We start from the raw sequence: 12,861 nt of genomic DNA, 5'->3' as shown, positions 1-12,861 counted from the left end.
GATTGAAGTGGGGGCCATTATAAATGGTTCAGCATTCATTTTTATATACTTATACCTTTTAAAGTCTGGTTTAATTGATACTATGGATCCGTTATCAATTAAAAGTGAGGCTTTCGTTAATTTCTGGTCCTTAAGAATATTGGCGTTTTCAATGATATATGTCATAAAACCACCCTTTATACGGTCTTAAGACAAGCTATGAAAAATATTAATATTTATGATTATTTATTTAGAAGTTATTCTCAATTTAATATTTGTAACAAAACAAAAAGAGGCTGATACGCAGCCCCTGAATAATATTTACTTACTAAGACTTTCTAAATGTGTAAAAAATGAAGGATAAGAGATATAAATTGACTCTTCATTTTTGAGGAATACCTCTTCCTTACATATAGCTGCGGCGATGGCAAGCATCATTCCAATTCTATGATCACCGTAACTTGAAACGATTCCACCGTTCAATTGAGAATTTCCTTTAATAATCATTCCATCCTCTGTTGCTTCAATATCTGCTCCAAGTTTCGTTAGCTCATTTACTACCGTATCTATCCGATTTGTCTCTTTCACCTTTAATTCCTCAGCATCTTTAATAACAGTTTCACCCTCAGCTTGTGAAGCTAGTAGAGCGATAATAGGGATTTCATCAATCAGTCTTGGAATTAGGTCGCCTTCAATCGTGATTCCCTTTAGAGTCGATGTTTTAATCGTAATATCTCCACACGGTTCAAATGTATCGTCTTCATAAGGAACAATGGTCATATCAGCGCCCATTGCTTTCAAAACATCAATAATTCCCGTTCTTGTCGGATTTAAGCCAACATTTTTTAATGTTATACAGCTATTAGGCACGATAGCCCCTGCAACGAGGAAGAAAGCCGCAGATGAAATGTCGCCTGGAACATGTATATCAGTTCCTGTAAGCTTCTGATCACCCTTAATGCGAATTGTACGTTCATCCACTTCAATCGAGCCGCCAAACTTATTTATCATTCTTTCAGTATGATCCCTAGTTTTCACTGGCTCTATGATAGTTGTAGTCCCATTTGCCTGTAATCCCGCAAACAACAGAGAAGACTTAACTTGGGCACTTGCAACAGGTAATGAATATTCCATTGGTTTTAACGAGCCGCCTGAAATGGAAATGGGTGTATATTCACCATTCTTCCTGCCCTGTATGACTGCTCCCATCGTTTGTAATGGCTTTGTCACCCTAGTCATCGGTCTTTTCCCAATCGATTCGTCTCCAACTAATACAGAATGAAAAGACCGTCCAGCAAGAATGCCTAACAATAATCGAATAGTTGTTCCCGAATTTCCGACATCTAATATATCTGAAGGTTCCTTTATCCCATCAATGCCGTTTCCTTCAATGATCACTTTATCCTCTAGTTGCTGGATGGATATACCTAATTTTTTAAAGCAAGCGATTGTACTTAAACAATCCTCCCCGAGCAAAAAGTTTGTAACGGTCGTTTCCCCTTCAGCAATAGCCCCAAACATGATGGATCGGTGGGAGATTGATTTATCACCTGGAATATTGATTGATCCCCTTAAAGAAGGAATACTGGTCTTTAATTTAATTGGCTTCAAAAAAAACACCCCTTATATATGCTTTTTTCTCCCAAACTTAAATTCCTACAGAGGTTTCAAAATTAGTGTAATTATGAATACAAACCTCTGCACGCGCACGATCTTCTTCTGTTTGGAAACTAATAATTAGGATTCCATTAATATCCACTCGAGTTTCCAGGATTCGAATATTAGTAATGCTGATATCCTCTTTTGCTAAATATCCTGTAATCTCAGAAATTACACCTGGATAGTCAGGGATATCAACAAACAGATCGTAAAAAGATGGGATAGCTCCTTTTTCTTTTTGTGGCAATTCATCACGAAATTGCTTAGCACGATGAAAATAATGATAAATTTCATGTTCATTTTCTTCGGCAAGCATGTTAGTAACTTTCTGCATTTCTTTTTGCCAATCATCAAGAAGATGTAACATAACTTCTTTATTATGCAGTAAAATGTCTCTCCACATTTCAGGACTGCTAGATGCGATTCTTGTCACATCTCGAAAGCCTCCAGCTGCCAAACTTGGTACTAGCTTTTGCTTTGCACTTGTTTTCTCAGCTTGATGAACGAGAGAGGCTGCAATAATATGCGGAAAATGACTGATAACTCCTGTTAAATAATCATGTTCCTGTGGGGATAAGGTAATAAATCTTGCTTTTGTCCCAGAAAGCCAATTTTGCAGTTCCTGTAGCTTACTGTTTGAAATATGATCTTCAGGCGTAAAAATATAAAAGGCATTTTCAAAAAGGATCGATTTTGCAGCAGTTACACCGCTTTTGTGTGACCCAGCCATTGGATGCCCGCCAATAAAACTGATTCCCCTTTTCTTAAAAGCGTCAGCCAATTGAACGATTTCCTTTTTCGTACTGCCTGCATCTGAAATAATAACTTGATTCTTTAATGGAATATTTTCTAGGATTTTAAATATCTTTTCGGTTACTTTTACTGGAGTAGCAATTAAAATCAGGTCAGCATGTTCAGCAGCTTCTTCAATTGAAATGGCAATTTCATCAATCACCCCAAGCATCCTTCCAAGCTTTGTCTGTTCTTCGTTCGCATCAAAACCAACGACAACTGCATCCTTGTGAGTCTTTTTAATGCATAGTGCCAAGGATCCTCCAATTAATCCTAAACCTATAATAAGTACACGGCCTTTCAAGCGGCTCACCACCTTTATGATTGAGTTATCCATTGTAAAAGCACATTTACTGGCTAAATATATGGTAATTAGGGAAAAAAGCTTCAGAGGCTATAGCAGCCTCTGATTTCTAATAAATAATTGTTTTCTTATGAAATGATTGTCTTTTCAGCTAGTAATTCAGCCATAACCTGCATAACACCTTCATTTTGCTCCTTTGAACCAACTGTCACCCTCACACATGTAGGGAAACCAAGTGCCTTGCCTGAACGAACGATATATCCTCTTTCGAGCAAATATTGAAATACTTCGTTTCCGTCCTTGTTAAAATCAATAAGGATAAAGTTTGCTTGTGAGGGGTAATAGCTTAAGCCCTTCTCCTCACAAAATGCATAAAGTTGTTCCAGACCCTCACGGTTTTTTTGTCTGCAGAAATCAACATACTCCTTGTCTTCAAGAGCTGCAACTGCTGCTGCTTGGGCCATTGTATTAACATTAAAAGGTTCTCTTGCTGGTTCTAAAACTTTAATGATTTCAGGTTGGCTAATCCCGAATCCAACACGAAGGCTTGCAAGGCCATAAATTTTTGAGAATGTACGCAAGACGATCATATTTGGAAAACGATCCAGTAAATGTACCGAACTGCTATAGTCTTCAGCAACAGCATAGTCAAAATAGGCTTCATCAATGACAACGAGAATTTCATTCGGCACTTTCTCTAAGAATGAAACTAATCGATCTTCACCTATATATGTTCCTGTCGGATTATTTGGGTTACAAACCCACACTACTGAAGTTGACTCGTCTATAGCCTGCAGCATTCCATCTAGGTCATGTTCTCCGTTTATTTGAGGAATTTCCCTAACCTCTGCACCATCAATGACAGCGTTATGCTTATACTGCGAAAAGGTTTGTGTAGCCATTACTGTGTTAGTGCCTGGCTTTAAAAGAGCCCTTGAAATAATTTGGATGAGGTTATCAGCCCCATTGCCAAAAATAAATTGTGATGGGCTTAAATGGAAATAATCAGCAATCATTTCTCTTAAATTAGTAGCATTTCCGTCTGGATAAAAAGGAAATGATGCTGAAGAACAATTGATAGCAGCAATCACATTTTCAGAGCATCCGAACGGATTTTCATTGGATGCCAATTTTATAATTTTTTCCAAACCATACTGTCTTTTTACTTCATCGATTGGTTTCCCAGGCTGATAAGGAGATAAATGAAGCAACTGCTCTTTCCATTTCATAATGATTCACCTTTTCTTTTGAATGTCATTAAAAATCAATGTATAAAAGATTAATTTTAATACTATTCTGCAGTATTTAAATCAGGTCTTAATTTAATGGCGTCTCCTAAGTAAATATGACTAATATCTTTTTGTGAAATATTTGTATTCACATGCATCATGACACGGATACATTTTTCTAATGAGGAATCGACTGGAATCTCTCTCATACACATAACAGGGACATACTTCCAGCCCTCTATTAATCTCATTGCTTTGGCAGGGAATACTGCTGTGATATCCTCTGTCACTGAAATGAAGACAGATGCAACCATCTCAGCATCGATCGAATTTTCCTCAATCATCTTCCTCAGCAAAATCTCTGTAGCTTCAATAATTTCTTTTTCATTGTTTTCATTTATTGTAGTAGCTCCTCTTACGCCGCGTATCACATGCAACCCCTCCTTTATTTTTGAAAATATTCTAGCTGCTTGATCAATTCCGCTTCTGAAACCTCAAATAATTCGGGGTTACCGATTTCCTTTAATAGAACAAAGTTTACTTTTTGACCGATTGACTTTTTATCTTGTTTCATTCGCTCAATTAAATTTTGTATCGTCAGTGCTTTAGGTATTTTGGTTTCATAGCCTAGACGAGCGAGCCAATTTTTTAACGGCTCCATATTAAAGGATAAACCCGTTATGTTATCGCTTAGTTGCAATGCAAATAGCATGCCGATCAATATTGATTCCCCATGTGTCCATTTGCCGTAGCCCATTTCAGCTTCAATCGCATGGCCAAGCGTATGGCCAAAATTTAAGTAAGCACGGATTCCAGACTCTTTCTCATCCATAGAAACAAAATAGTTCTTAATTTCAATTCCCTTAACTAAAGCATATTGTAAATCCTCTCCACCAAGTTCATCTAGAGAATTTACATGAGTTAACAGCCAATCATAAAAGGACGGATCATGAATTAAGCTATGCTTTATGACTTCAGCAAAACCAGATCGTCTTTCTTTCAGCGGTAGCGATCGCAGAAAATGCAAATCATAGAATACAGCTTCCGGCTGATAAAAAGCGCCAATCATATTTTTTCCCAATGGATGATTGATAGCGACTTTCCCGCCAACTGCGCTATCATGAGCTAAGATTGTCGTTGGCACTTGGAGAAAAGGGATTCCTCGCATGAATGTCGAAGCTACAAATCCTCCAAGGTCTCCAATTGCTCCACCACCAAATGCAATCAGTATTGATTTTCTGTCCAGCTTTTTTTCTAACGCAAAACTTAATGACTGATAATATACATCAAAGGTTTTCGCTTTTTCTCCGCTTGGAACGATGCAGATTTCCGATTTGAAATTGGATATGGCAGCTTTCATGTCATCTAAATAAAGCTCTGCAACTGTTTCATCAGTCAAAACCATAATCGTTGTTAAGGAAGGGAATTTATCTTGAATAAATGAGCTTATTTGCTCGATAACCCCTGCGCCAACATATACAGGATATGTTTTCGAATTCGTTTCAATGGTTACCGCATCCATTAGAATTCCCTCGCAAACGCTCTCTGCTGATCAATAATTTCCTTTAATGTTTCAAACCGGTCCGAGTAGTATTGATCCACGATCGCTGCTGCTAATTCCCAGGCTATAACATTCTCTGCTACTACTGCTGCTGCAGGAACGGCACAGCTGTCAGACCTCTCAATGCTTGCTGCAAATGGCTCCTTCGTTTCAATATCCACACTTTGAAGCGGTTTATATAAAGTAGGAATAGGCTTCATGACTCCCCTTACTACAATCGGCATACCTGTTGACATTCCGCCTTCTAAGCCGCCTAAACGATTCGTTTTACGGTAATAGCCTTGTTCCTGGCTCCATGCAATTTCATCATGAACTTCGCTGCCTGGCTTACTTGCCGCTTCAAAGCCGATCCCAATCTCTACACCTTTAAAGGCATTGATGCTCATTATCCCGCTTGATAATTTAGCGTCAAGCTTACGATCATAGTGAACATAGCTGCCGACTCCTGGAGGCATGCCTTCAACGATGACTTCAACAATACCGCCAATAGAATCACCTTGCTCTTTTGCATCATCAATAGCTTTCATCATTTGCTGTGCTGCATCAGGATCTATGCAGCGAACTGGTGAGTCTTCTGAAATCTCCTTCAGCTTTTCAAGAGTTTCGTATTCTCTGACTGCGGATTTAATTCCGCCAATTTCTAAAACATGAGAAGCGATATTTATTCCAAGCTCAGCTAATAGCTTTTTGGCAACTGCCCCTGCAGCCACCCTTACAGTCGTTTCTCTTGCTGAAGAGCGTTCAAGAACATTTCTCATGTCTCTATGTCCATATTTTAGAGCACCATTCAAATCAGCGTGCCCAGGGCGAGGACGAGTAATTTTTCTTTTTATCTCTTCTTCTTCTTCTGGAGCAATAGGATCTTGACCCATAATTTTCGTCCAGTGCTTCCAATCGTTATTTTCAACGACTAATGCAACTGGGGATCCTAAAGTGTATCCGTGCCTGACTCCCCCAGTAATTTGTACTGTATCCTTTTCAATTTGCATTCTTCTGCCTCGGCCATGTCCTTTTTGACGTCTAGCTAATTCTATATTTATATCAGAAGTAAGCAAAGGCAACCCCGCTGGCAGCCCCTCAATAATAGCGGTCAGCTGCGGTCCATGTGATTCACCTGAAGTCAAATATCTCAAAACTCTTTCCCCCTTCAACTCATTAAAGAATTATGTACCAATATAACATATCGGCAAAAATATGAATAGTAAAAATAGAAAATTCATTTAATTTTTTGCAAAAAAACAATAATTATTACGTACAATCCATTCAAGGAAGGCCGGCATTTTCAACACAAAAAAATATAAACTTCTAAAAGAAAGAAGCCTGCATCTAAACAGACTGCTGATCTTTATTTTTTTCTGTAGAAGAATGTATCCTCCGATTCAAAATCATATTTGCTAGGATTAAATATTTGCTCTGTGCTGCCAACAAAAAAAATGCCATCTGTTTTTAAAGCGTTGCTAAATTTATTATAAAGCGTATCCTTCGCCTCTTCCGTAAAATAAATGAGGACATTCCGGCACACAATGAGATCAAATGGTCCGCCAAATGGATCTGAAAGCAAATTTTGCTTTCTAAAGGTTACAGTTTTTTTGATTTCATCTGACACTTTATAAAAGCTTCCGTCCTTCACAAAGTATTTCTTCTTCATATCTTCTGGGACTTCATTCAATGATCTTTCAGGGTATGTACCAATTTTTGCTCTCGCAATGACATTTTCATCAATATCTGTCGCCAATATTTGCACTTGGGATAATGACATAAAATTTGACATTACCATGGCTAACGTGTAAGGCTCTTCACCAGTGGAGCAAGCAGCACTCCATATTTTTAACCGTCTATTATTAGCCAGCAATTTAGGAAGTATTTTATTCTCTAGCACCTCCCACCTTTTTGAATTTCGATAAAATTCAGAAACGTTAATGGTCATTCTATCCAAAAATTCATTTAAAAGCTGATTATCCATTCTTATTGCTTCAAAAAACTCTTGAAAGGTCTTATATCCCTTTTTTTCATAAAGAGATAGGAGTCTCCTTTTCATTTGTGCTTCCTTATATAAAGATAGGTCAATTCCTGTTTTCTTCTTTATATTTACAATAAAGCTTTGATAATCACTAGACATTTGCCCTTCTCCCCTAAGCATATATTCATTCTATTCTCATATAAAGTAAGTATAGCTGAAAATTTGACAAAAAGGACCAAAATTTGTTTCAAAAAGGGATTATAACAAAAAAAAGCACCCGCAATGTTTGCGAGCACTTTTTCCATTTAGTTAATCCACTCATTCATTAACTTTGAGTATTCTACAAGTTCTTCTTGTTTGAAGAATAAGCCAATTTCACGTTCTGCACTTTCAGGTGAATCAGAACCGTGAATAATATTTTTTCCTACAGTAGCTGCGAAATCACCACGGATTGTACCTGGTGCTGAATCTTTTGGATTAGTTGCTCCCATCATTTGACGAGCTGTTGCAATTACATTTTCGCCTTCCCATACCATTGCGAAAACAGGGCCAGAAGTGATGAAATCTACTAATTCTCCGAAGAAAGGACGCTCTTTGTGCTCACCATAATGCTGCTCAGCAAGTTCCTTAGAGATGCTCATAAGCTTACCGCCAACAAGCTGAAAACCCTTCTTCTCGAAACGGGCAACGATCTCACCAATTAAATTACGTTGAACGCCGTCAGGCTTAACCATTAAAAATGTTTTTTCCATAAATGTCAACTCCTAAAGCTATGTATAGTGAATTATCCTAATACGATAATCCACGAAAATATTAACATTGTTTTGAAGATAATACAAGGTCAATGGAGAAACATCGACCAAATCGTGATTAAAAACTTCTTTTGCCAATCACTTTCGCAATATCGATTAGTGTTTTCTTTGCACGATTTTGCGGGAGTTCTTTTAATATATCCAGTGCCTTATTTAAATATAAATCACTGACTTGAAGAGATCTTTCGATGGCGCCAGAGTTCTTAATGAGCGAAATGATTCTTTCCATATCACTTCGTTCTGTCGTTTCACGAACTTTAATAATCTCTTTTCGAATTTCTGCATCCTCCATGGCAAAAAAGACCGGTAAAGTAATATTGCCTTGATGAAGGTCATCTCCAGCTGGTTTCCCGAGCTCTTTTTCCGTGCCTGTAAAGTCAAGGACGTCATCAATAATCTGATAGGACATTCCAACATAATACCCAAAGCGATACAGCTTTTTGTGGACCTTTTCATCAACGTCAGCTGCAATTGCCCCAAGCTGGCAGCTTACAGCAATGAGTATCGCTGTCTTCCGCTTTATTCTTCGGAAGTAATCGCGAATATTTTGTTCAAAATTATATTTATCCTGAATCTGTTCAATCTCACCAATACAAAGTTCAACTAACGTGTTTGACAAAATCTGATGAGTAAATGGATTCTCAATATCTGTAATCAGTTCCAAAGCACGAGCAAAAATATAGTCCCCTGTGTACATGGCGACTTTATTATCCCATTTGGCTTTAATTGTTGGCTTTCCCCGTCTTAATTCTGCATCATCAATGACATCATCATGAACGAGGGAAGCCATGTGAATTAACTCAAGCGCAACAGCCACATTTTTTATTTTGTTAATGTCGTAAGCGCCAAACTTGCCAGCAAGCAAAACAAAAACGGGGCGGATTCTCTTTCCCCCAGCTTTTAATAAATGCAAGGATGCTTGGTGTAATAAAGGAGACTCCGCTTGAACTGTCTCTTCGAGTGTTTGCTCTATATTTTTTAAATCGGAATTTAGAAATGAATACATCATTTTTAACTTCATTTCCCATACTCACCCAGCTTAAAATCCTGTCTGCAGCTTCCATACATTAGAGGACGTACAAATCGAGCCAGAAGTTCTTCATTGGATCCGTCCGGACATTAATTTCTATGAAAAAAGCATTCAGAAAAAAGTTTTATTTTTCTTTACTTCCAATGTGCACCGCTGCAACTCCACCGCTGTACGGTTTATATGTTACTTTGACAAAACCAGCTTCTTCGAACATGTTTGCAAGCTCCTTCATACCAGGGAAATCGCGGGCTGATTCTTGTAACCATGAATACTCTTTATAGCTTTTTGCAAATATTTTTCCGAACATAGGCATGATAAAGCGGAAATAAAGGTAATATGCTTGTTTATAGCCAAACATCGTTGGCTGAGATGTTTCAAGGCAAACAGCCATACCACCAGGTTTAAGCACGCGGCGCATTTCCTTTAATACTTGCAAATAATCCGGCACATTTCGGAGTCCAAAGCCTATTGTCACATAATCAAAGGAGTGATCGGGGAATGGCAGTTCCATTGCATTGCCATGAACGAGCTTAACTTGCTTCAAATTCAGCTCTTTTACCTTTTGCTCACCGATTTTCAGCATGTTTTTGCTGAAATCAAGGCCTACCACTTCTCCCTCAGTTCCTACTGCCTCTGCCATGCTAATAGTCCAATCAGCAGTTCCACAGCAAAGGTCTAATGCTTTGGAACCTTTTTGGACATTCATGCGTTTCATGGTGTCCTTACGCCATCTTAAATGCTGCTGAAAGCTAATGACGGAATTCATCTTGTCATAATTGTCATAGATCTTCTCAAAAACATGATGGACGCGCTCTTCTTTTGATTGTTGCATGCCTTCTAACCTTCCTCCACAAATATATTTTCTGCGGGCTGATGCTGACTAATGATTGCATATGCTCTTTGCTTCATCGGTTCATTCAGATTCGGGAGTTTGCTCATATATTTATCAATTAATTGCTTTGAGCTATTAAGATACCTGTCGCACGTGTGAATCAATAAGTGCTGCTGCTCTTCACATAGCTCGGTATTTTGATTTTTAGGTAGTAACAATTTTTTCAGTGCCTCAAAAACGATTGATGTCTCACCTTTTAAAAATCTCATCTTTTCCATCAACAATCTTTTTCTAAATAAAAGGTTAGAGGCAAATTCGTTCCAATTCGGATCCTCTATTAAATCAATTACCTTTTCAAATAATGAGGATTCAATCTTTTTTACACTTTCCATTAATATATCAACTGCTTCAACTGCTGTTTGATAAACAGAAATCTTATTTTCATTTACTTCTTTAATACCTGTAGCCAGCGATTTAATCAAGGGGATATCTTCAAGTTCGGCAAGAATCTTATAATATAAACCGCTATAATACACACCGGCGAGAACTGTTAGCTGCCTGTCTTTTAGTTGATCTGAGTCCAGCTCTTCATTCGTTACTAATTCATGTGTATCAAGCGCAATTTGAATCAGCATCGTTGTAATAGCAAAGTTTCTTAGCCTTTCTTCAGGAAGATTAACATGATCAAGAACCGTAACTAGAAGTAATAGCTTATCTTCATCTATATTTGGAGATTCTATGTATTTAAGTAAATAAGGGTGCCGTATCTTTTTTTCGATTTGCTCCTTAACAATTGCCATTTTCACATTCATGTCTAGCATGCGATCACCCTTGATTTCCTTAAGTTTTCTTCATCAGTGCGTTATTATCATTTTCTTCTTTTTTACATTTATTACACATATCTAATATCCATAAGGCAGGACAATTATATCACAACTTAGAATACCTTAATAGGAGATTTTCCGGAAAAACTAAAGTCTTACATATAAAAGCCTGCAAATGGATTAAAGTGAAACTTCATTTAATGGGGCGCTTTATCCCCGCTAAATGTTAGTTGAACCAATCGGGCCTTTACGGGCTGTTGATCCCCAAGTAGAATTTATTGTTTTAAACAACATTTTGAAGTGGGGATCTTACAGCTCGTTAATCTGCGATAAAGTTATTTTTTCGCTTCGCTGTCTATCTCACCATAAGATGTCAGGATTTTCGCGCTTCCTCTTATTTTAATGGCGGAAGTATGCTCTGTGAACTGAGCAATCATGACTTCACCTTGATCCAGTTTTTCCGAATGATGAAATCTAGTATCAGTTCCTCTTGTTAAACCTATGACATTGACACCGTCTTCCTTTGCCTTAATAACGATATAATCATTTCCATTGGGATTTTTCTTATCCATACTAACACCCTTTTAGCGATTATTTAAGCGTCAAGAAGAATTCTCTCATTCTTAGCTTAATGGATTAAAACTTGATTAAAGCTAAAACTTCAGCACGTGCTTTATCATCTTCTGAGAATGTACCTCTAACAGCAGTTGTAACTGTTTTGGAGCCCGGCTTTTTCACTCCGCGCATCGTCATGCACATATGTTCAGCTTCCACTACAACCATTACTCCATTTGGCTCAAGCTTCTCTAAAATCGCATCCGCCACTGTAGAAGTAATTCGTTCCTGAAGCTGTGGACGTTTCGCAACTGCCTCCACTGCCCTAGCCAATTTACTTAATCCTGCAACTCGGCCATTTCTAGGAATATATGCAACATGTGCTTTTCCGTAAAAAGGTACAAGGTGGTGCTCACAAAGTGAATAGAAAGGGATGTCCTTTACTAACACTAACTCTTCATGATCTTCGCTAAAAATGGTCTCGAAGTATTCTTTCGGATCCTGATTTAATCCTGCAAACACCTCTTCATACATTTTTGCTACTCGCTTTGGTGTATCTAATAATCCTTCACGGTTTGGATCTTCCCCGACTGCTTCTAATATTAAACGTACGGCATCTTCTATCTGCGCACGATTTACGTTCGACATCAAACTTCCCCCTCAGACAATCTTGCTTTCTTAAACTCCAATATTTCCATATTAGCATATTATTTTCATTACAAGCAAAAAGAAATGCAAGGGGGCATTGATATAAAAAAAACCGCGAATGATCGCGGTTTTTAACTTAGGCTTTGTTTAAGCACTTGTATGTACTTATTTAACAGCATCTTTCAATGCTTTTCCTGGTTTGAATGCAGGAACTTTGCTTGCAGCGATTTCGATTTCTTCGCCAGTTTGCGGGTTGCGTCCTTTACGGGCAGCACGCTCACGAACTTCAAAGTTTCCGAAACCAATTAATTGTACTTTATCACCAGCTTTTAAAGCATCTAGGATTGCATCAAATACTGCATCAACTGCTTTAGTAGCGTCCTTTTTAGAAAGTTCACTGCTCTCAGCAACTGCGTTAATTAGTTCTGTCTTGTTCATGGTTTCACCTCCTCCCAAAAATATAAATGGGTGACTTAAATTAGACATATTAAGCATTCTTACTTACATTTGTAAACAAAATTACTGAATTCTAAACGTTGTAACAAATTTTTGTTTAACATGTCTCATAATAAATTAAATGGATGAAGTTTTCAAACCATTTCTCCAAAAAACCTTTATTACTAAGGGTTTAGGATGTCACAACGGTAATTCTGTTAAAAGATTATCACAATCATTT

Annotated in this window: 14 protein-coding genes; all 14 read right to left on the bottom strand. The window is 37.8% G+C overall.

The window, feature by feature from the left end; translation table 11 throughout:
• Positions 1–300 precede the first annotated feature (300 nt).
• Positions 301–1,590: a 3-phosphoshikimate 1-carboxyvinyltransferase gene (gene aroA / locus V7164_RS12645; RefSeq protein ID WP_335354258.1), complete on the bottom strand. Its 1,290-nt coding sequence runs from the start codon at positions 1,588–1,590 to the stop codon at positions 301–303.
• A gap of 37 nt (positions 1,591–1,627) precedes the next feature.
• Entirely contained in the window at positions 1,628–2,734 is a 1,107-nt protein-coding gene (locus tag V7164_RS12640) for a prephenate dehydrogenase (protein ID WP_335354257.1), read from the bottom strand.
• Positions 2,735–2,862: 128 nt separating this feature from the next.
• Positions 2,863–3,963, bottom strand: a complete 1,101-nt coding sequence (hisC, locus tag V7164_RS12635) for a histidinol-phosphate transaminase (RefSeq protein ID WP_335347516.1) — start codon at positions 3,961–3,963, stop codon at positions 2,863–2,865.
• Between the two features lie 62 nt (positions 3,964–4,025).
• A complete protein-coding gene (aroH, locus tag V7164_RS12630; protein WP_335347515.1) occupies positions 4,026–4,394 on the bottom strand; it encodes a chorismate mutase in 369 nt (122 codons plus the stop codon).
• 14 nt (positions 4,395–4,408) lie between these two features.
• Complete coding sequence (gene aroB, locus V7164_RS12625; protein WP_335347514.1) at positions 4,409–5,485, bottom strand: 3-dehydroquinate synthase; 1,077 nt, start codon at positions 5,483–5,485, stop codon at positions 4,409–4,411.
• Complete coding sequence (aroC, locus tag V7164_RS12620; RefSeq protein ID WP_335354256.1) at positions 5,485–6,657, bottom strand: chorismate synthase; 1,173 nt, start codon at positions 6,655–6,657, stop codon at positions 5,485–5,487. Before aroC ends, aroB begins: the two co-directional genes overlap by 1 nt.
• 212 nt (positions 6,658–6,869) lie before the next feature.
• Positions 6,870–7,643, bottom strand: coding sequence for a CheR family methyltransferase (locus tag V7164_RS12615; protein WP_335347512.1), 774 nt, complete (start codon positions 7,641–7,643; stop codon positions 6,870–6,872).
• A gap of 146 nt (positions 7,644–7,789) precedes the next feature.
• A complete protein-coding gene (ndk, locus tag V7164_RS12610; RefSeq protein WP_335347511.1) occupies positions 7,790–8,236 on the bottom strand; it encodes a nucleoside-diphosphate kinase in 447 nt (148 codons plus the stop codon).
• A gap of 118 nt (positions 8,237–8,354) precedes the next feature.
• Positions 8,355–9,317, bottom strand: coding sequence for a heptaprenyl diphosphate synthase component II (hepT, locus tag V7164_RS12605; protein ID WP_335347510.1), 963 nt, complete (start codon positions 9,315–9,317; stop codon positions 8,355–8,357).
• 133 nt (positions 9,318–9,450) lie between these two features.
• On the bottom strand, positions 9,451–10,158 hold the full coding sequence (locus V7164_RS12600) for a demethylmenaquinone methyltransferase (RefSeq protein WP_335354255.1): 708 nt from the start codon (positions 10,156–10,158) through the stop codon (positions 9,451–9,453).
• 5 nt (positions 10,159–10,163) lie between these two features.
• Positions 10,164–10,979, bottom strand: coding sequence for a heptaprenyl diphosphate synthase component 1 (locus V7164_RS12595; protein ID WP_335354254.1), 816 nt, complete (start codon positions 10,977–10,979; stop codon positions 10,164–10,166).
• Between the two features lie 338 nt (positions 10,980–11,317).
• Complete coding sequence (mtrB, locus tag V7164_RS12590) at positions 11,318–11,554, bottom strand: trp RNA-binding attenuation protein MtrB (protein ID WP_335347293.1); 237 nt, start codon at positions 11,552–11,554, stop codon at positions 11,318–11,320.
• Positions 11,555–11,618: 64 nt separating this feature from the next.
• Positions 11,619–12,185 carry a GTP cyclohydrolase I FolE gene (gene folE, locus V7164_RS12585; protein ID WP_335347294.1) on the bottom strand — a complete coding sequence of 189 codons (567 nt, stop codon included), beginning with the start codon at positions 12,183–12,185 and terminating at the stop codon, positions 11,619–11,621.
• 165 nt (positions 12,186–12,350) lie between these two features.
• The gene (locus V7164_RS12580; RefSeq protein ID WP_066294243.1) at positions 12,351–12,623 is read right to left on the bottom strand and encodes an HU family DNA-binding protein; all 273 of its coding nucleotides are present in this window, start codon (positions 12,621–12,623) and stop codon (positions 12,351–12,353) included.
• Between the last annotated feature and the right edge of the window lie 238 nt (positions 12,624–12,861).

This window comes from Bacillus sp. JJ1474 (assembly GCF_036965225.1).
In the GTDB taxonomy this organism is placed as follows: Bacteria; Bacillota; Bacilli; order Bacillales; family Cytobacillaceae; genus Cytobacillus.
Note: the sequence above shows the minus strand (reverse complement) of the source record. Positions and strands in the feature narration are given on the sequence as shown.